Here is a 20,573-nt window from a genome sequence, read left to right as displayed (position 1 = left end):
GGGAGTAGATTTGAATTCAAAGAAAGCTTTTAGACTGCTATCATGGGTAGTGATAATATCTTTTGTATTGGGTTTTATAAACCCAGCTGTTTTTGCAAAAGGTTTTAAAGACACATCAAATCACTGGGCAAAAGATGTAATTGAGAGATGGGCAAATACATACAATGTGGCAAATGGTTATTCTGATGGCACTTTTAAACCCTCAAATGCTATTACAAGGGCTGAATTTGCTCAGCTTGTGAGCAGAGTAATTGGTGATGCTTTAGTCAAGCCCGAAATTAATTTTATAGATGTAAAAGAAAATGATTGGTTTTACTCTGCTGTTAAAAATCTTGCTGATTATATAAGTGGGTATCCTGATGGTACATTTAAGCCTAAAAATAATATAACAAGAGAAGAAGCAGCATGTCTTTTGGCAAAGGTATTTGGTATTAACAAATCACAGAGCAATGTTCTTTCGAAGTTTTCCGATTATAACCAAGTGGCAGAGTGGGCAAAAGAGTATTTATCCGCAATGGTTGAAAACGGATATATGAGGGGCTATGCTGACAATTCAATAAAGCCTAAGAATTACATTACAAGAGCTGAGACATTAACTATTTTAGATAACATTGTTGGGCTTTTGCTATCAAAAAAAGGTGTATATGTAGGAAGAGAAGTCAGAGAAAATTTGATTATTAGCAGTCCGGGTGTTAGGGTGTCAGGATTTAGTGTGAGTAAAAACTGCTTGATAACAGAGGGGACAAAAGATGGAGATGTTACCATTACTAATACGCAGGTAAACGGTAATATCATTGTTCGTGGCGGAGGAGAACACAGTGTTGTTTTGAAAGATGTTAAAGCTTCTGCAGTTATAGTTGAGAACAAACAAGCAACTACAAAAATAAACATTAGCGGAAATTCAAGGATAGTCAAAGTTGTGATTGAGAAGCCAGCTTATATTTTAGTTGAAAAGACTGCAGAGGTGAACACAATAGATATCAGAGCTGACAAAACAATTTTGAAGGCAGAAGGCAAAATAGAGAGGATAGCAGTAAATGCAAAAGATGTAAAAGTAAATGATAAGGAGGTCCAGCAAGGCGCTATACTAACAATTACCAATACCAATGAAAATGAGAAAAAGACTCAATCTACAAATACCAATACTTCGCAGGAGTCAACACAAAGTGGCACTACATCTCAAACATCTAATAATACTTCAGGTGTGCAAACAAATACTGGAACGTCAACTGGAAATATATCTTCAGGCACCTCAACTGGTGGCTATACAGGTGGAGGAAGTGTATATGGTGGTGGTTCTTCGGGTTCTGGAACAAGTATTCAATATGGACCTGTAAATGTAGTGTTAGTTGACAAAGAAACCATCCCTGTTGGTCAGAACGTCCAAGTAACAGTTACAGTGAAGGATACAGCGGGGAATTTGTTGCCAAACAAGGTTGTAAGGATTGAAGGGCGGTCTGCTTATACAAATTCCTTAGGTAGTGCAACATTTACTTTATCAGTTCAGGATAGCAAAGAAATAGTTATAAATGTAGATGGCAAAGACTATTATGGTCTTTTGTACGCAATTAAACCAACTGAAGGAGTTTTGACCTTTAAGTTAAAGTCGGCAAATGGTAACTTTTTAAGTGGATTTAATGTAAAATTAGTAAATCAAGCTAAGCAATTTTCTGAGATTAAATCTGCCACAGCTGAACAAGTTTCATTCATTGTACCTGCTGTTGATGGATACAAAGCTTTAATATGGTCATATGATAATCAAAATGGGCTTATATATACCATCTTAGATAATCTGTCAGTTGGAAACGGTATTGTGAGACTTGTTGCAGACACAACATTACCAAATTATATACAAGCTACACTGGATTTTAGCATAAATAACCAACCCCTCAATAACTATGAGTTTTCAATTATCAATAGCTCAAAAACTGATGTTTTTACAATTGATGATGTAAAGTTAAATATTTCTTCAAGTCAGCTAAAAATTACAGCAGATGCGGGCAGTTATTCAATCAAGGTAGCAAAAGATACTCAGGATGGTAAGCTATATTTTATGAGAGATTTTAATCTCCAACAGTCAGGACAAGCTTTTTCATTTAATTTCAGCTCTTTTAAAAGAGTTATATTCAATTTTTCTGGTATTGGCACTTTACAAAAAAGTGTATCTGTAAAATTAAACGGTAGCTGGTTTGAACTCTCTGGGGAAAATGATATATATCTGCAAAGAGGAGTTTATAATCTGGAAGAAGTTTTTATAAAGACATACGATGAAAACAGTAAAGAGGTTGATTATTCGTATAAAGTACCAACAGGCAGTAGTCCAATTGTAGTTGATGCGACAGGAAGCGACGAACAGTGCTTTGTGAATGTAGACCTTTCAATAGATAATGTCTCAAGCAGTGTATATGCTACTAATATAGATGGAAATGAATTTGCTTCTATAAAGGCAGGTTCTCTTGTAGATTTTGTAGTGATTTTAAAGACGAAAAGTGGGCTGAACTTAGCTTTGTTAAAGCCATCTGAAAAGATGTCAGATACAGCACTATTGTTTAAAGCAAGTGATATTGTAGCATATATATCAAGTGGAGATGTAAAGAATAATATTGAACTTCTTTGTACAACAATAGAAGATAATAATATTTCGCATGTGCTCGGGTATTTGCCAAGAAATCTTCAAGATGGTACCGTTAGTGTAGTATTTACGGCAGAAATAGGTTTGCTTTATGGAAGTTCTATTACAAGCAGTATTTCGCTTTCTATAGACAATCAAAATGGTGACAGTAGAGGTTATGTATATCCACAAAATACAACTACAAGTGCTGTATACTTTGTGTGTGATAAAATTGACAGTGAAGCAAGTGACTTTTTAGCACTCAGTCTTCCGGCAAGTGAAACTTGTGACCTCAATCTTCTTGCCAACAAAATATATTTTGAACTCATGACAGAAAGGCCGCTTACTTTTGAATACGGATTGAATGGAATGTTTGGACTGAGCTTTAATCTCACCAGTGAAAACCTCTACATGATATGGCCTGTTTACCTTTTCAGCAAAGACGAGGGTCTTACAAGAAGACAAGCGGCTGAACAAAAGGCATTGCAAATAGTATCTACAGTTGTAGACCAGACTTACAATGACTATGATAAAGTTTTAGGTTTGCATGACTGGCTTGTTTTGCACACCCAGTACGATTTGGAAGGGTATCTTAACAACAACATACCTTATGAGTCACATACAGCTTATGGTGCACTAATTAATGGTATTGCGGTTTGCAACGGTTATGCAACAGCTATGCTTGCGCTTTTAGAGGATGCAAGCATAGACTCAAAAGAGATCTATGGTATGGCAGGTGTAGGTAATTCAAAAGAAGCCCATGCATGGAATATGGTAAGCTTAGAAAATAATTGGTATCATTTAGATGCAACATGGGATGACCCAGACTGGGGCAATTATGTTGAACATGCCTTTTTCAATGTTCCAGATAGTAAAATTGAGTTAACGCATGAGTAGGAAAGAAACCTTTATCCTGCTGCTACGGCTACAGATTACAGTTATGGCAACTATTACAATGTTGAAACCATTCCACAGGATGTTTATTACAACGAAGACAATATTGTAACAATAGTTGTCAAAAACTATAAAGGTGAACTACAAGCCAATAAACTTATTACAATAACGAAATTCAACCAAGCAGGAGTTGAAGATATTGTATTTACTGGCTATACTTCTGCTGATGGTACAATAACATTCAATTTAAAGCCTACTGAGATGATATCTTACCAGATTTATATAACCTCTTTTATGGAAGACAAAGGATACATTAAAGTTGTTGAAAAACTGAAGCCGGTGACAATAAGTTTAAATATTGACAATCAACCAATTGATGAATTTTATATCTCAGATGGTTTGAACTTCTTGAAAGTCACGGGTGGTCAGCGACAGGTTGGACTTAGCAGGTGGCGCGAGAATGATCTAATTTTCTATGGTTTAGGTTTTGTAATAAAGAAAAGTTTAACATTTGACAGCTATGACCCGATCCAACTTACAGTTTGTAACGATGCATACGATTCTTATGTACTTTTAAGTGTGTGTAACAGTGCTTATGCAGTTGTCGGTGCAGACGTTTATGTGATTGACAAAGATACCTTCAAGGAGCTGTTTGTAGGCAGCACAAACTCAGAAGGAAATCTTCCGCTTGTTCTTACAAACGGAGAATACATTTTAAAAGTTGCTAATTATAATTCAGAAACAAATTCTCAAGATTTTTACTATTCGATTTTACAGGTAACACAAGATAGTGTAACTTCAATTGATTTGTCTCAGTTTAATCAGATTCAATATATACCAGGATTTACCGAAGGCGGCGTTGGAATGGGAGACAAGCTGTTACTTGGTTTCGACTTTGACTATGATGGAGAATTTGTTGTGTCATCGATGGGGCACTCGAGAAAGGCTTATTTTGCACCGGGTGATTATGGTTGGGTATGGATTTTGGCCCATAACCCGTATGATATAGAAGATGATGTTGCAGCATCATTAGTGTACAAACCTTTGCAAAAACTAATTATTCCAGAAGGTACGCCTCAGCAATATACTGTTGATTTGAGAGTTGACAGAAGCAAAATAGTCTTGAACTGTGAACGTCGACCAGAAGGAAGCTGGGATTTTATTCCAACAACGCTTGATATGGTATATGAAAAGGATGACATTATAATTGATATTTATATTCCAACCAATAGTCAGAACTACGTTGTGGGTGGGGATACTGTACCTCAGCAGCTTATAGAAAATAATGGAGATATGCATATTATATGGATGGGTATTGCTGGCATTTATCCAATTAGAACGTATACTATTTCAAATAGTACTCCATATGAATTGTTTACAGGACATCTTGGTTTTATTGACAATACTAATAGTTGGCGTATAATTGTACTTGATGTAGTAGGTGATCTAAATTCAACATTTAGAATAGTATTACCACTATCACCGTATGACATTGATGTTATTATCGACAAAGAAATTACAATTTACCCACTTACTGCAGGATCAGGTGGTTTGCGAAAAGAGTCATATATTCAAAAGGCTAAGATTTACAATCAAATAATCAACACACAGCTTATCAGAAAAGAGAGTAAAAGATAATTGAAAAGTGGCTATCCTCGGGAAGGAAACGAGAGGATAGCCTTATTTTTGTATTTCAAACAAAATAACTCCATTGATAACCTGATGTAAATAAATTAAAATATTAAAGTTAATGTGGATGTAATGAAAAGAAAATAAATTAACATAGATTGGCGGAGGTCATCTTAAAAATGGAAAAGCAAGTAAAATACATCTTTGTCACAGGCGGGGTAGTGTCCGGACTTGGAAAAGGCATAACTGCTGCGTCAATTGGAAGGCTTTTGAAAGCTCGGGGCTTAAAAGTTACCATGCAGAAATTTGACCCATATATAAACGTTGACCCAGGTACTATGAGTCCATATCAGCACGGAGAGGTCTTTGTCACAGACGATGGTGCAGAGACCGACTTAGATCTTGGTCACTATGAAAGGTTCATTGATGAAAACCTTACAAAAAATAGCAATGTCACAACAGGGAAAATTTACTGGTCTGTAATTCAAAGGGAGAGACGTGGCGATTTTCTTGGTGGCACGGTTCAGGTAATACCTCATATTACAAATGAGATAAAAGAGAGAATCTACAGGCTTGGCAAGAGCAACTCAACAGATGTTGTAATAACAGAGATTGGCGGAACAGTAGGCGACATTGAAAGCCTTCCATTTTTGGAGGCAATAAGACAGGTTGCAACAGACATTGGAAAAGAAAATGTTCTGTACGTTCATGTGACGCTTGTGCCATATCTTTCAAAGTCTGGTGAGCTTAAGACAAAACCCACACAGCACTCTGTAAAAGAGCTTCGGTCAATTGGTATTCAGCCAGATATAATTGTCTGCAGGACAGAAAAGCCTCTTTCACCTGAGCTCAAAGCAAAAATTGCCCTATTTTGCAATCTCAAGCCTGAATATGTAATCCAGAATATAGACGCAGAAAGTCTTTATGAAGTGCCACTTATGCTGGAAGAGGAAGGACTTGGGGAGATTATCTGCGAAAAGCTTGGTTTTGCATGTACAAAGCCAGACCTTTCTGATTGGATAGAGATAGTCAACAAGGAAAAGAACCTCAAAAATACTGTCAACATTGCGCTTGTTGGAAAATATGTTGAGCTCCACGATGCGTATTTGTCTGTTGCAGAGGCACTAAAACATGCAGGAATTGCAAATGATAGTCACGTTGAAATTTTGTGGATCAACGCAGAGCATGTTACTTATGAAAATGCGCATGAACTCTTAAAAGAGGCAGATGGGATTTTGGTGCCGGGCGGATTTGGCGACAGAGGAATTGAAGGCAAGATTGCAGCTATAAGATATGCAAGGGAAAACAAGATTCCGTTTTTTGGAATATGTCTTGGGATGCAGTGTGCTGTGATAGAGTTTGCAAGAAATGTACTTGGGCTTGAAAAAGCAAACTCTACAGAGTTTGACGAGAACACTCCATACCCTGTGATTGACATCATGCCGGAACAAAAGGAGATTTTTACAAAAGGTGGTACAATGCGGCTTGGACTTTATCCGTGCAAGCTTGAAGAAGGAACGCTTGCACACAGAATTTACAACGATGAGCTTGTATATGAACGTCACAGGCACAGATATGAGTTCAACAACGAATTTAAAGAGAGATTCAGACAAGCAGGAGTGGTATTTTCAGGAATATCTCCAGACAGAAGGCTTGTTGAGATAATTGAACTGAAAGACCATCCGTGGTTTGTGGGTGTACAATTTCATCCTGAGTTCAAGTCACGACCACAAAAGCCACATCCAATCTTTACAGACTTCATAAGAGCATCTTTGGAAAATAGGAGTAAAAAAGAGGGGACACACTCTTAGAGAGTGAGGGGTCCCCATTTTTTTACTTCACAAAGTACTCAACTTATCTTCTTCGACGGCGTGTGTATGTAAAATCAAGCTTGCGAGAATATGAGGTTTTTGTACGGGAAGTTTCTGAAACAAGGTACATTACAACAATATGGATTAAAAACAGCACAAGATTTAGTCCAACATGGATATAGATATAAGCTGGCCGCTGTAAGATTATCTTTGTAAGGGTTTCTCTTGAGTATTCAACAAATCCCATCAGATGTATGGAGAAAATCTGAAGCAAAAGATTGTAGAAGGCTGCATATTGTACATTGAACATGAAAAAGATCGCAAGAAGGCATGAGATTAAAAAGCCTGGTAAAAGTAAAAGTGTTGATGTTATGTAAAATCTAAGAAGAATGGTAATTAAAAAGATTGTCAATGTACATATAATGGACCAAATAAAAAGAAGCACTTTGTCAGACAAAAATAAATTTACACCTGCAAAAAAGCAAAGGTATATGACAAGCCACAAAAAAACCTCAAGAGCTAAATTTCTATTTTCCATAGCATTTATAGCTCTTAAAAATGTATTTTAAGAGCTTTTTTCCCTCCTTTTTGCACTTTTGTTTCTCAAAGAAGATGTTCCAAAACAATTATACAATAAAAAGTGTGGTTGTTGTATAATTAAATTATCATAATGTAGAATATTCAAAGGGGGATCTTCTAAAAGATGTCTAAAGCACATATTTTGGTTGTTGATGATGAAAAACCTATTGTTGATATAATCAAGTTCAACTTAGAAAAGGAAGGATATAAGATCACAACCTCATACGATGGAGAGGATGCGCTAAATAAAATTAAGAATGAGAGCTTTGATATGATCTTGCTTGATGTGATGCTTCCCAAAATGGACGGTTTTACAGTATGCAAAAAGGTTAGAGAGTTTTCCGAAGTGCCAATTATAATGATAACAGCCAAAGCAGACGAGGTTGACAAGGTTTTGGGTTTGGAGCTTGGCGCTGATGATTACATAACAAAGCCGTTTGGCATAAGAGAGCTTATTGCAAGAATCAGGGCAAATTTAAGGCGCACTTCTCAGCAGTCAAATAGTGATGGGAAAGTGTTAAAAGCAGGAAAACTCACTTTAAATCCTGAGACATTTGAGGTAAAAAAAGACGGGAAGATTATTGAGCTTACTGTTCGGGAGTATGAACTTTTGAAGTTTTTGATGTCTCAGAAAGGTCAAGTTTTTTCAAGAGAAGAGCTTTTAGAAAAGGTATGGGATTATGAATACTATGGCGATGTTAGAACAGTTGATGTGACAGTGAGAAGACTTCGCGAAAAGATAGAAGACAACCCGTCAGAGCCAGTTTTTATTCTGACAAAAAGAGGAATTGGGTACTATTTCAATCCAAATGTATAATGTAAAGGTTTTAAATTAAAGATTTAAAGGGGAATATAGAAAAAGATGACAAAAAGTATAGAAAGTAGACTTATTATTGTCTTTGGGCTTTTGATTTTGATGGTGATGTTTATCTCAAGCTTTTTTATCATCGACAGGGTGAAGAATTATTTTTTTGAGGATGTGCAAAAAAAGATAGAGTTCATGGCACAGTCTTCACTGCTTAAACTTTTGCAGGACAAGCGCCTAAAGAGTTCAGAAATCCAGGATATAATTGACCAGACAATGAAAGAAAGCCAGTTTGGATTTATGATTAGTAAGCTCATTGTGACAGATTCACAAGGGCGCTTGATTGCTTCATTTCCAAGGCTAACTATTGATTTTTTTCCATCTGATGAGATTTTAAATAGTTTAGCAGGTTATAAAGTTGTCAAACAAGATAATGAAAGACAGGTTTTAATATTTTCCTTTCCCATCAAAGATGGTAAAGTGGTTCAAAGAGCTTTGTATTTAGAGGTATCTAGCCAAAATGTCCTTGGCACAGTTAGAGACATAAAAAATATCCTTCTTATGGCATATGTAGTTGCTATAACCTTTTCGCTTTTGATTGGTTTTTTGTTTGCCAAGACACTTTCAACCCCTTTAAGAAAACTTACAAAACAGGCGCTTGAGATGGCAAATGGCAACCTTGATGTTAAGATAGATATAAATTCCAAAGATGAGATAGGAAAGCTTGCAGATGCTTTTGCAAAGATGGCAAGGAATATCAAAATGTATATCTCAGAGCTTGAGTTTGAAAAACAAAAGTTGGAAAGAATCCTTCAGAACATGTCTGATGGAGTTGTTGCAATAAATTCAAAGAATGAAATAATTCACATAAATGAAAGTGCTAATAAGTTTTTAAATGGCAGAGTAGAAGAGTTTATAAACAAAATGGGGAAGGAAAGCAACTCAGATACAGAGGTTACAATTTACACAACAGATGACCTTACATTAGAGGTCAGCAAGGCAACCTTTATAGATTCGTATATGAACCATGGACTTATTTTCATAATTCATGATATAACCCAGCAGGCAAGACTTGACAGTATGAGAAAACAGTTTGTGGCAAATGTTTCACATGAGCTCAGAACTCCAATCACAACAATAAAGACATATTCAGAAACTCTTTTGGATGTTGACGATGAAGAGACAAAAAAACAGTTCTTAAGTGTCATTATAAAAGAGTGTGACAGGATGACAAGGCTTGTAAGTGATCTTTTGTACTTGTCGCGACTTGACAGTGGTGAGAACATTTTGAATTTAGAAGAGGTTAATTTGAGCGAGCTTGTCAGGTTTGTCTGTGAAAAGCTCAAAATTCATGCCAAGAAGAAGAACCAAACCTTGAGCTGCAGTATCTTGCAAGATGTTGTTGCAATGGTCGACAGAGATAAGATAGAACAGGTTTTAATAAACCTAATTAGCAATGCAGTCACCTATGTTCAAGAAAGTGGCCAGATAAATGTTGTCTTGCAAAAGGAAGAAGATAAAATAAAAATAATTGTAAAAGACAACGGGCCTGGTATTCCAGAAGAAGATCTACCGCGGATATTCGAAAGGTTTTACAGGGTTGACAAGGCCCGCTCACGTGAACTTGGCGGTTCTGGCTTAGGGCTTTCAATTGCCGATGAGATTGTAAAAGCTCACGGCGGCACGATTTTGGTTGAGAGCAAAGTAGGCAGCGGTACAACATTTACAGTTGTTCTTCCAGCAAAATCATTATAGAAAAAGCTTTTGTAATGTGCTCTTAATAGCTTTGTAACACTTTTGTAATAATTTAATTGTATAATGATAAGTAGGAGTAATACATTGGTTGCTGGTGATAAAAATGAAACGAGCGTTTGCGTTTATGCTGACTATAATTTTTCTTTTATTTAATATAGGAGTAGCATTTGCTGAGGGAAAAAGCCTTCACAAGGCAAGATATATAGATTCAATTGAGATAGATGGGAATAAAATAAGCTCTACTACAAAGACTCTTATAGAGATTACAGATTATGAGCAGAACTTGAGTACATCAACATTTGTACTCTCAGGTAAAGGAAGCGAAGGCACGGAGATTAGCATATATACAAAAAACGACAAAAAAGAGTCTTTTGGCCAGAATAATTTGGTTGACAAAATCACAGTGGGAAAGTCTGGTTATTTCGCAAAAAAGATTGATGTGAGTGAAGGCTATACCTATATCTTAGTTGTTGCAACAAAAGACAGTGACACGCAACTTGCAATTCTTAAAGTATATTATGAAAAGAAAGAAGGCTTTTTGGCAAAGGTAGAAAAGGCCATTTCAAATTTGATAAACTCAATTACAAAATAACAAGAGGGTAGGTTTATGAACAGAATCAAAAAAGAAGCTATAAAGAGCATAGTGCTGGGTATACTTGTTATACTCAGCATTTATTTGTATTATAAGGTGTATTTTAATTACAACCTTGATGACTTTGCAAATGCACTAAATGTTAGGGAAAACAGACTTTCAGAAGATGAGCTTTTGGAAAGAGTTCATATTATCCTTGCAACGCCAAAGGATATGTACTTGAATATCTCTAAGAATGTAGTCATTGGAGTTTTGCGTACACAAAAAGAATACTTTGATGTAATTTCTAAGTTTGTAAGTAACCTCAAAGAAAACATTGTGAAAAAGAATTATAGTTTGAAATTTAAAAAAATGAAAATTGATGAGTTTAAATCAAGCAAGAGTATATTTTTTAACTATGGCTATTTTATAGATTTTCATATGTTTGTTTATGAGCTTTCAAGAAGAAGTATTTTGCCTTCCAAAAAGACCTTTGAGTTTGACAAAGTTTTTATAAAAGAGTCAAATTCAAATACTGAAGTTTATTTTTTCAACTCAAATACAGAAGAAGCCGCAATATTAACTTGTCCGAAGTATGGATTTTCTCAGTTTGAGAATAGAATTGAGCAAAGCTCTTATCTTGTATTTTCTTGGTCAGATGGACTTGGTTTTACAGAACTTGTGAGCAAAGATTCACTAATTCCTGTTGAGTTTTCAAATATTCAGTTTTCTGAGGTTAAAATAAAGGAAAGTGATTATAAAAAAGAACTTATAATAAGGCGTCTTTTTCCTGATACAATACTTACCAAAAGGAATGTACTCAAATGTGGTGAGATTGTGATAACAGATGAGAGACGAGAGTTTGTAATAAAATCTGATGGAAGTTACATTTTTAGGTTTACAAAAGATATATTTTGTGACAAAATAGAATCAATTACAGAAGCTCTTATGAATTATATGAAAAATTTTTATACAAATGAGGACATTAGAGTATACAAAATTGAGAATTCCAAAAATACAACTAAGATTTACCTCATAACAAGAGTTGATGGAATTGACTTGATGCCTTCAGATAACGAATACTGCAGTTATATAGAAATTTCTAATGGCAGGCTTAAAAAGATTTCTGGTCATCTTTTTGATGCAATGTCGGTCAGAACTGCTAAGATAAAGGTCAGTGGAATTGCAGCTATTGATACTATAAAGGAGAGAAAAGGAGATATATTTATAAGAAATATAAGTTTAAGATATATCGCAACAGGAAATACATCTTATCCCTATTGGCAAATTGACACAGACAACGGGACAGTCTATGTTGAAACAATTAAATAAAAAAGGAGTTTTGTTTGGAAAATGAACTGGTCAAAAGTAAAAACAATAGCAATTGTGGTTTTTGCGGCTTTGGTACTTTTCCTTGCTGTAAAATACTTAAACTTACTGCCAAAGGAAGAGAGCCTTACAGATAAACAAATCAAGACAGCACAAAATATACTTGCTCAGAATTCTATAAAGCTTTCTTGTACGATTGATAAAAAAATTTATTATGTTTCAAAACTCAACGTAAAAACTGAATCTGCGTATGACAATGTCTTGATAAAGCTCTTTGGCAAAAGAGTTGATAAATATCAAAAGGAGTTTGAAAGTAGCATCTATCATTTGAAGATAGTAAATCAAACACTTTTTTTAGAATCAAAGTACAGCCAAGACCCGTTTGAGCTTTTCGATATAAATAAAAGTGATTATATAAAGGATTATGATGGCAGCTATATTCAGGTTTATAAAGGCTATCCAATATTTGATGGAAAGCTCAAAATACAGAAGCAAAAAAATACAACTCTTTATATCTTCACAAAGGTTATTCCACAGGGTTTTGAATTCAAAAGAAGCAGGGCAATCTCAGCGTTAGAGGCTATCTTCAATCTCTTAAACCAGCAAAAAAACATAAAAGAGATACAGAACATAAAGTTTGGCTACTATCTAAAAGACTTCAACGTTATCCAAGGCCAGGCAGTCCCAGTTTGGCGAATTGTTGCAGATGGCGAGGTTTATTATATAAATGGGTTTACGGGGATGTTGGAATGAGAAATGATAAAAGTAAATGAGTACCAGCAGGGGATTGGGAAAAATTTATAGTCCCCTGCTTATTTTTTTGCGAAAAACCTTAAATTTAGATACCACTTCTTAAAAAAGCCATCTTTTTTATAGACTTTGCCCCATTTTATAATAAAATCAGAAAGATAAATTGTAGCTTATGTAATATAAAAAGTATAACCTCTACAGAAGGAAGGCGATATCTCATGGAATCAGCTATTTCAGCAAATAGGCAGCATAGCCGCCAAAATGGCTTTAGAAGATTTTTGCACAAGTTAAATGAACAAAAATATCTTCAGGCAATGGCAATACCAGGTGTAATTTGGATGATTATTTTTAACTACATACCAATGTATGGAATAATAATTGCATTTAAAGAATACGACATCACATTGGGGTTTAATAAATCACCATGGATAGGTCTTACTAATTTTAAAGAATTCTTTTCTGATGAGAGATTCTGGTTGATAATAAAAAACACTGTGGGAATTAGCTTTTTCAAACTTCTTGTAGGATTTCCTTTACCAATATTGTTTGCTGTACTCTTAAATGAACTTGCATCAGTGCGGTTTAAGAGAGCCGTACAAACAATATCTTACCTGCCTCATTTTATATCTTGGGTTGTGCTTGGTGGAATACTTATGAACTGGCTATCAGAAACAGGTCTTATAAATATAATTTTAACAAAAATAGGAATATTAAAGCAACCTATAGCTTTCTTGGCAGAACCAAAATATTTTTGGGGGATTGCGGTTATATCTGAAGTTTGGAAAGAACTTGGTTGGAACGCGATAATATACTTAGCTGCAATCGCTGGAATTGATCCAGAGCTTTATGAAGCAGCAACTGTAGATGGGGCAGGAAGATTTACAAAGATGTTCAAGATAACCATACCCTGTATTTCTGGTACAATTGCTATTATGTTTATTTTAGCAGTAAGTGGGCTTATGAATTCAAACTTTGACCAGATATTTGTTCTCAGAAATCCGCTTAATGCAGATGCTTCGGATGTAATTGATATTTATGTTTACCGAATGGGAATAGAAGCTTTTAGATTTTCGTATGCAACTGCAATAGGACTTTTCAAGTCGATAATAGCGCTAATATTGCTTCTTACTGCAAATGGTGTAACTAAGAAACTTACTGATAAATCATTATTCTAATTTCTTTATACTGTAAATTTGAGCTGTGAAAAGAGGTGCACAGAAAAATGAAAATCAAATCTTCATTCGGAGATAAGATATTTAACGTGTTTAACGTAACATTGATGCTTATTATATGTTTTCTAACTCTATATCCAGTGTGGTACATCATAGTGTATTCATTTAATGAAGGAAAAGATGCCATGCTTGGCGGCATCTACTTTTGGCCGCGAAAGTTTACCCTGGACAACTACAAAACTGTTTTTAGCAACAGCGACATCACAACAGCATTTATGGTAACAGTGGCAAGAACAGTTATAACAACAACACTGCATGTGTTTTTCACTGCAATGGTTGCATACGCATTTTTGAGAAAAGAACTTATGGGAAGAAAGATTTACATGGCAATGGGGACAATTACCCTCTTTTTTGGAGGGGGTCTCATACCATACTTTCTATTGATCAAAAGTTTGGGACTTTACAATACTTTCTGGGTGTATGTAATACCTGGGATGTTCAACTTTTATAATCTTATAATCTTCCAAGCCTTTTTCAGAGAACTTCCAATTGAACTTGAAGAGTCTGCAAAAATTGACGGAGCAAATGACTTTGTAATATTTACGCGTATAATACTTCCCTTGTCAACACCAGTTTTAGCAACAATTGCACTCTTTGTTGGTGTTTACAACTGGAATGACTATTTCATGGGAGTTATATTCATTAACAATCCAAAGCTTCAGCCTATACAAACATTTTTGTACAAGGTCATAGCTCAGGTAACATCGAACCAGATGCTTGCATATGCACCTGGGGGGATTGCAACAAGGAATGTAACTTCACAATCTCTTAAGATGGCTACAATGGTTATAACCACATTACCAATTGTATGTGTATATCCGTTCTTGCAAAAGTATTTTGTCAAAGGACTCTTGATTGGTGCTATAAAAGGATAAAAGATTTGGTGTGATTAAATTTTGGGCATTGACTGCACTCAAAATTGCGAGGGGTGCAGTTGATAAAAATAAAGAACTGCAAAAAGGAGGTTTTGATGTATGAAGGGGTTTAATTTCAAAAAACTGTTTGCTGTCATTGTAGTTGTAGCTTTTGCTATTTCAATTATTCCATTTGCAATTGGCAGTGCAGCAAGCTCTGTCAAGCCAGGCTGGAAAGAAGATAGCAAAAAACCTATCACGTTTGACTGGTACATTAACTTTTCATGGTTCGGCACAAAATGGGGCGGAAATGCAGTTTCTGATTACATCACCAAAAAGACAGGTGTAAAAATCAATTTCATAGTTCCAGCTGGAAATGAAAACGAAAAACTCAATGTTATGATTGCATCTAACACACTTCCAGACTTCATAACTCTCGGTTGGTGGGAAGAAGCTGTCAAAAAGATGATTGCAGGAAAGCTTGTGTATGCTTTAGATGAACTTGCCAAGAAATATGATCCATACTTCTTCACAGTTGCAAACAAGCAAAGACTTGGCTGGTATACAGAACCAGATGGACATGTCTATGGCTATCCAAACGCATCTTATACACCGAGTGATTATCAGAATCCAAAGTTAAAAATTTATTCCAACCAAACATTCCTTGTACGAAAAGATATGTACGAAGCTCTTGGCAAGCCTGACATGAGAAAACCAGATACATTCTTGAAAGCTTTAGCTGACGCTAAAAAGAAATTCCCAAAAGTAAATGGTCAACCTCTTATCCCAATTGGATTCCATGAATTTACCGACACAGGTTGCTATTCATTAGAGAGTTATCTGTGGAATTTCTTAGCACTTCCACGCGAGAAAAATGGGAAGCTTTATGACATTGTGGCACATCCAGAGTATATCAGGTGGCTCAAAACTTTCAATGAAGCATACAGGAGAGGACTAATTGCAAAGGATGTATTCATTGACAAAAGAGCTCAGATGGAAGAGAAGATTGCTCAAGGAAGATATTTTAGCATGATTTACCAGAGAACAGATTTCGTTGCTCAGCAGCAAGAACTTTACAAGAAAAATCCAAACATGATTTATATAGCAGTTGATGGTCCAGCAAACTCAAAACTTGAAAAACCAAAGCTTGCAGGTCCTGGCATTGCAGGTTGGACACTTACTATGATTTCGAAAAATAACAAGGATCCAAAGAGAGCTATAAGATTTATGAGCTACTGGCTAAGCCCAGAGGGTCAGAAGGATTTCTATCTTGGACCAAAGGGTGTTACATGGGATGTAATCAAAGGCAAAGAACAGTTCAAACCAGAGGTTGTAAAACTTATGCAGACAGACAGACCAACATTTGACAAGAAGTACGGTGCAGAGCTCACTTACTGGATGCTTGGCGACTGGCCATATGTATCCCAGTGGGACCCTGGCATGCCACCATACCTGCAGCAGATGGCTGATTGGACACTTGGCAAAACTGTTAGCTATGCACAGTATGACAATCTAAATCCACCTGCTGACAGCCCAGAGGGTATTATCGCACGAAAGATTGCTCTCAAATGGGGTCAGACTTTGCCAAAACTCATTATGGCTAAATCACCAGCTGAGTTTGATAGGATTTTCAAAGAGTTCCAGAACTACAAAAAACAGATTGGCTTTGATAAATTACTTGCATGGCAGCAAAAGAAGTTAGAAGAGAACAAAAAGAAACTTGGACTTAAGTAATTTAGTTCAACTTTTAAAGAGGCTGATGGTATTTTGGTAAATGCCATCAGCCTTTTTTAAAAATAATCTTTTTTGTTTTTATTGAAGGGGATTTTAACTTTGTTATAATGAAAATTAAATAAAAAACTGAGGATGAGTTTTGTATGTTCAAGACAGCAATCACTAAATTCCTGAGTAAAATATTGAAATTGAATATTCGACAGAAGCTTATTCTCACATACGTTCTCATAGTGGCCATACCACTTTCAATACTTCAGGTTAATGCTTTTCACAAGGTTAGAGTTTTTACAGAAAAAGAGTATGTGAGTAATATAACTTTTGAAATGAATAAATTAAGAAACGACATTATCAAAAATGTTGAGCAATATATAAAGGCGACACAGTTCATTTTAAACAATCAGGAGTTTATTGAATTTGTTTCGGTATATCAGGAAAGGAGCGTTGATGAAATCTTTTCATTCAAAATAAATGTCCTTGACAAGATAGAATATCTTCAATATGTAAATTTCAACATAAACAGAATTAGATTTTTTACAAATAACAGTTTTCTCCCAGAAGTTTGGCCAACTCTATACCAAATTGATAGACTCAAGGACTTCAGATTCATAGACAAATTTTTATCAGATCAAAACCAAATCTCGCTTTGGAAAATTGATAATGTGGATATACTTGGTCCACCTCTGAATAATGAAGAAAAAGTTGTATCATTATATACTAAAGTAACAGATTTGGTAGGTAATTTGATAGGAATAATTGAGGTTAACATGAAGGTTGATGAATTTTTTGCAAATGAACTTACAAGAGAAAACAGCAATTCAGTCACAATTGCGTTGTCACAAAGTGGCGAGGTAATTTTGAGCAAACAAACGCCAATTTTTCTCAAAAGGCTGAATATAGACACAAAAAAACTTATACAAATTTTGAAGCAAAAAAGCAAGGCCGGTGCAGAAGATGGAATAGTTCATTTGAAGATTAACAAAAATTCTGCTGCTTTTGTATATTCTCATATTCCTGTATTAGGAGTAACCCTTTATAAGCTAATTTTGTTTGATGAACTTTCAAATAAGATAAATAGAATAACTTTTCAGATGCTTGCTCAGGTACTTGTGCTGATTATTACCTCTTCTGTCCTTATTTTTATTCTGATTACTTTGATTCTTAAAAAATTAAGACAGGTTATTCTCAGCATGAGAGCTGTTGAAAATGGCAATTTTGATGTTTCTATCGATGTTAAAGGCGATGACGAGATAGATGAACTTGCTCTGCACTTTTTAAACATGGTTGAAAGATTAAAGATATTAATAGGTGAAACTGTGAGAAGAGAGGTTGCCCAAAAAGATGCCCAGATAAAAGCATTGCAATCCCAGATAAATGCACATTTTATTTACAATGTTCTTGAAAATATAAAAATGATGGCTGAATATGCTGAAAACTACGACGTTTCTGATGCAATTACAAAGCTTGGTAAAATGATGAGATACAATATGAACTGGAAAAGAAAGTTTGTTACGTTAAAGGAAGAGATTGAAAATATTCAGAATTATATAGCACTTATGAATATCAGGTATGACAACGAGATAAAGTTGCTTGTAAGTGTAGATGATGAGATTTTGAATTATGAGGTTCCTAAATTGATTTTACAGCCAATAATTGAAAACGCAATAAATTATGGAATAGAGCCAAAAGGTGAAGGTGGCAATATTTTCATAGATGCAAGTATAATTGGAGAGTTTGTTGTAATTTCAATTTTAGATGATGGACTTGGAATAGAGCTTGAAAAACTCACAGCTTTGCAGTCAGCTTTGGAAAATGACACTGAAACTGAATTTTGCCAAGGCCAAGGGATTGCATTAAAAAATGTAAATGAGAGGATAAAACTTGCCTATGGAAGAGAATATGGAATAAAAATAGAGAGCAAACACGGTGAGTTTACAAAAGTTACAATAACTTTGCCATATAAAAAAATATAGGATTTGTATTCTATTTCAAAAGAGGCGAGAAAGAATATGAGAAAGGTTTTAATTGTGGATGATGAAAAACTTATCAGAAAAGGTATCAGAACCATCTTGGAGAGAAATTTTAATGATTTAGATGAAATCAAAGAAGCTTCAAATGGCAAAGAGGCACTGGATATTCTGTTTTCGGAAAAAGTTGATATCTTAATACTCGACATAAGATTACCCCAAATTGATGGTATTTCTGTGCTTAAAAAGATACAGAATTTACAACACAAACCCAAAGTGGTTATAATAAGTGGCTATGATGAATTTAATTATGCCAAGGAATGCATGCAATACGGTGCTAAAGGATATATTTTAAAGCCCATTGATAAGAAAGAGTTGATTGAAATTATAGAAAAAGTAAAGGAAGAGATTGCACAAGAAGAAAATAATTTGCGTTTGATTTCCTTTCAAAGAATAATGAAGTTAAAGATGTTGGAAGCAGAGATAAACAATATAATATTTTCCGGTTTGGAGATTGAAAGATTCAAAGAAAGGCTTAAAGAGTTAGAGATTCCGATTGAAAAAAAGGTATACAGCATCTACATTTTAAGATGTGGTGATGTTTCTGAACAAACCGGTTTTGAGACAGAAGAGGAAAGAGTAAAGCTTTCTAAGATTCTATCAGGAGAAAGTTATATTTCTACAATATATAATCATAGGAAAGATATTCTTGTATTATCAGAAGACGCGAATTGTTTTGAGAATATTGGGAAAATATACTTGAATACTATAGATAAGCGGGTATATATCGGAATTTGCGATCTGCCCCAGTCTTTTGATGAGATAAAAAAGCTTTATGAAAATTCTTTCAAAACAGCTATTTATGCTTTTGCATCTAATAAAAACATTGAATTCTGGTTGTCAGTCAAATGGCGTGAGACAGAAAAAATAAACAAGTTTAACAATATTGAGAAGCTAAAAGAACTGATTCTTGCAGGCAAACAAAAAGAAGCGATTTCCTGCTTGGAAAGCATTTTGTGCAATGAATTTTTCATGAAAAGTGCTGCTGAAGATATTTTAAATGTCACAAAAACACTTTACAGCAATGTTGTAGAGTGGCTTTGTCATCACGTTCCTAAAAAGGTACTTGATTTTCATGAATATCAGAAATTATCTGATATATTCAATTTCTCATCAATTTTAGAATATGTTAATTACATAAAGAAATTTGTACACGAAGCAACTGAAATAGTAATTTCTTTGAAAGGTATTCTCAGTGTAAAAGATGAAATTGATGAAGCAATTAAGTTTATCAATTTGAACTATCACAAAGAGATCAATATGGCAATGGTAGCAAACCACGTTTCGCTCAATTACTATTATTTTTCAAGCATCTTCAAAGAAAAAACAGGAATGAGTTTTTTAGATTACCTAAACAAAGTCAGGGTTGAGAAGGCAAAAGAGCTGCTTGCCAAAACAGACTTAAAAGTGTGGGAAATAGCATCCAAAGTTGGTTACAAAAGCCCAAAACACTTTGCAAGAATTTTTAAGGAAATAACAGGGCTTACGCCAAATGAATACAGAGATGTCCAAAAGAGCTTGCAGGAATAGAAGATTGTTTGTAAAACAATAACGATAAAAAATACTTAAAAGCAGTGACTATAACTAAAAAATAATGCCTTTTTTTGTTTATATAATTTTGATAAATCTAAAGTAGAAAAGCATAAAAAATTTTGAGGGGTGCAAAAGGTAGATTGCGACATCAATATTGCAATTGACAAGTCACTGACATCTGCCCCATGGTTTATACCATATGCACCAACAACTGTATTTGATATCGGAACTCAACAGCAAGAGTATACTCTCAGATTTAAAGTTACACAGCCAACAGATGTGACAAAGGTTGTATTTGAGTTTGGGCCGATAAACAATGTGGCTCCTCCTCTTCCACTTGACATATATCTTGATGATGTAACACTGACTGTTGTAAGTGATCAGTAAAAATAGAATCTAATATGATATTGTGATTTTGTAAGAAAGGGTTGCAAGACAATGAGTGGTCTTGCAACCCTGTAT

The 20,573-nt window shown here is 34.9% G+C and carries 15 protein-coding genes; 14 read left to right on the top strand and 1 reads right to left on the bottom strand.

The features are described from left to right. Positions 1-10: 10 nt before the first annotated feature. From ELD05_RS13475 to ELD05_RS13465, 3 genes are all read left to right on the top strand, one after another. A complete protein-coding gene (locus ELD05_RS13475) occupies positions 11-3,508 on the top strand; it encodes an S-layer homology domain-containing protein (RefSeq protein ID WP_127352832.1) in 3,498 nt (1,165 codons plus the stop codon). A gap of 291 nt (positions 3,509-3,799) precedes the next feature. Beyond that, a complete protein-coding gene (locus ELD05_RS13470; protein WP_164742613.1) occupies positions 3,800-5,143 on the top strand; it encodes a hypothetical protein in 1,344 nt (447 codons plus the stop codon). Between the two features lie 170 nt (positions 5,144-5,313). Beyond that, positions 5,314-6,945, top strand: coding sequence for a CTP synthase (locus ELD05_RS13465; protein ID WP_127352830.1), 1,632 nt, complete (start codon positions 5,314-5,316; stop codon positions 6,943-6,945). A gap of 43 nt (positions 6,946-6,988) precedes the next feature. On the opposite strand, the gene ELD05_RS13460 is transcribed toward ELD05_RS13465, so the two are convergent. Beyond that, positions 6,989-7,483: a hypothetical protein gene (locus ELD05_RS13460; RefSeq protein ID WP_127352829.1), complete on the bottom strand. Its 495-nt coding sequence runs from the start codon at positions 7,481-7,483 to the stop codon at positions 6,989-6,991. Between the two features lie 165 nt (positions 7,484-7,648). Between ELD05_RS13460 and ELD05_RS13455 the strand changes: the two genes are divergently transcribed. From ELD05_RS13455 to ELD05_RS13405, 11 genes are all read left to right on the top strand, one after another. After that, on the top strand, positions 7,649-8,341 hold the full coding sequence (locus ELD05_RS13455; protein ID WP_127352828.1) for a response regulator: 693 nt from the start codon (positions 7,649-7,651) through the stop codon (positions 8,339-8,341). Between the two features lie 45 nt (positions 8,342-8,386). Further along, positions 8,387-10,084 carry an ATP-binding protein gene (locus ELD05_RS13450; RefSeq protein WP_127352827.1) on the top strand — a complete coding sequence of 566 codons (1,698 nt, stop codon included), beginning with the start codon at positions 8,387-8,389 and terminating at the stop codon, positions 10,082-10,084. 88 nt (positions 10,085-10,172) lie between these two features. Next, entirely contained in the window at positions 10,173-10,676 is a 504-nt protein-coding gene (locus ELD05_RS13445; protein ID WP_408609363.1) for a hypothetical protein, read from the top strand. Between the two features lie 15 nt (positions 10,677-10,691). Further along, positions 10,692-11,987, top strand: a complete 1,296-nt coding sequence (locus ELD05_RS13440) for a hypothetical protein (protein WP_127352826.1) — start codon at positions 10,692-10,694, stop codon at positions 11,985-11,987. Between the two features lie 21 nt (positions 11,988-12,008). After that, positions 12,009-12,737 (top strand): two-component system regulatory protein YycI, encoded by a 729-nt coding sequence (gene yycI, locus ELD05_RS13435; RefSeq protein ID WP_127352825.1) that lies wholly within the window; start codon positions 12,009-12,011, stop codon positions 12,735-12,737. Positions 12,738-12,952: 215 nt separating this feature from the next. After that, entirely contained in the window at positions 12,953-13,909 is a 957-nt protein-coding gene (locus ELD05_RS13430; RefSeq protein WP_127352824.1) for an ABC transporter permease, read from the top strand. A gap of 47 nt (positions 13,910-13,956) precedes the next feature. Then, positions 13,957-14,841 (top strand): carbohydrate ABC transporter permease, encoded by an 885-nt coding sequence (locus ELD05_RS13425; protein ID WP_127352823.1) that lies wholly within the window; start codon positions 13,957-13,959, stop codon positions 14,839-14,841. 99 nt (positions 14,842-14,940) lie between these two features. Then, positions 14,941-16,554 carry an extracellular solute-binding protein gene (locus tag ELD05_RS13420; protein WP_127352822.1) on the top strand — a complete coding sequence of 538 codons (1,614 nt, stop codon included), beginning with the start codon at positions 14,941-14,943 and terminating at the stop codon, positions 16,552-16,554. 143 nt (positions 16,555-16,697) lie between these two features. Continuing rightward, positions 16,698-18,524 carry a sensor histidine kinase gene (locus tag ELD05_RS13415; RefSeq protein WP_127352821.1) on the top strand — a complete coding sequence of 609 codons (1,827 nt, stop codon included), beginning with the start codon at positions 16,698-16,700 and terminating at the stop codon, positions 18,522-18,524. A gap of 36 nt (positions 18,525-18,560) precedes the next feature. Further along, positions 18,561-20,108 (top strand): response regulator transcription factor, encoded by a 1,548-nt coding sequence (locus tag ELD05_RS13410; protein WP_127352820.1) that lies wholly within the window; start codon positions 18,561-18,563, stop codon positions 20,106-20,108. 129 nt (positions 20,109-20,237) lie between these two features. After that, positions 20,238-20,498, top strand: a complete 261-nt coding sequence (locus ELD05_RS13405; RefSeq protein WP_127352819.1) for a hypothetical protein — start codon at positions 20,238-20,240, stop codon at positions 20,496-20,498. Positions 20,499-20,573 lie beyond the last annotated feature (75 nt).

It is taken from the genome of Caldicellulosiruptor changbaiensis (assembly GCF_003999255.1).
GTDB classification, from domain to species: Bacteria; Bacillota; Thermoanaerobacteria; order Caldicellulosiruptorales; family Caldicellulosiruptoraceae; genus Caldicellulosiruptor; species Caldicellulosiruptor changbaiensis.
Note: the sequence above shows the minus strand (reverse complement) of the source record. Positions and strands in the feature narration are given on the sequence as shown.

Bases quoted from the DNA above. Each gene is read 5' to 3' on its own strand.
- ELD05_RS13470 (WP_164742613.1), top strand. From the start codon at position 3,800: ATGGAAGACAAAGGATACATTAAAGTTGTTGAAAAACTGAAGCCGGTG.
- ELD05_RS13465 (WP_127352830.1), top strand. From the start codon at position 5,314: ATGGAAAAGCAAGTAAAATACATCTTTGTCACAGGCGGGGTAGTGTCC.
- ELD05_RS13460 (WP_127352829.1), bottom strand. From the start codon at position 7,483: ATGGAAAATAGAAATTTAGCTCTTGAGGTTTTTTTGTGGCTTGTCATA.
- ELD05_RS13455 (WP_127352828.1), top strand. From the start codon at position 7,649: ATGTCTAAAGCACATATTTTGGTTGTTGATGATGAAAAACCTATTGTT.
- ELD05_RS13450 (WP_127352827.1), top strand. From the start codon at position 8,387: ATGACAAAAAGTATAGAAAGTAGACTTATTATTGTCTTTGGGCTTTTG.
- ELD05_RS13440 (WP_127352826.1), top strand. From the start codon at position 10,692: ATGAACAGAATCAAAAAAGAAGCTATAAAGAGCATAGTGCTGGGTATA.
- yycI (WP_127352825.1), top strand. From the start codon at position 12,009: ATGAACTGGTCAAAAGTAAAAACAATAGCAATTGTGGTTTTTGCGGCT.
- ELD05_RS13430 (WP_127352824.1), top strand. From the start codon at position 12,953: ATGGAATCAGCTATTTCAGCAAATAGGCAGCATAGCCGCCAAAATGGC.
- ELD05_RS13425 (WP_127352823.1), top strand. From the start codon at position 13,957: ATGAAAATCAAATCTTCATTCGGAGATAAGATATTTAACGTGTTTAAC.
- ELD05_RS13420 (WP_127352822.1), top strand. From the start codon at position 14,941: ATGAAGGGGTTTAATTTCAAAAAACTGTTTGCTGTCATTGTAGTTGTA.
- ELD05_RS13415 (WP_127352821.1), top strand. From the start codon at position 16,698: ATGTTCAAGACAGCAATCACTAAATTCCTGAGTAAAATATTGAAATTG.
- ELD05_RS13410 (WP_127352820.1), top strand. From the start codon at position 18,561: ATGAGAAAGGTTTTAATTGTGGATGATGAAAAACTTATCAGAAAAGGT.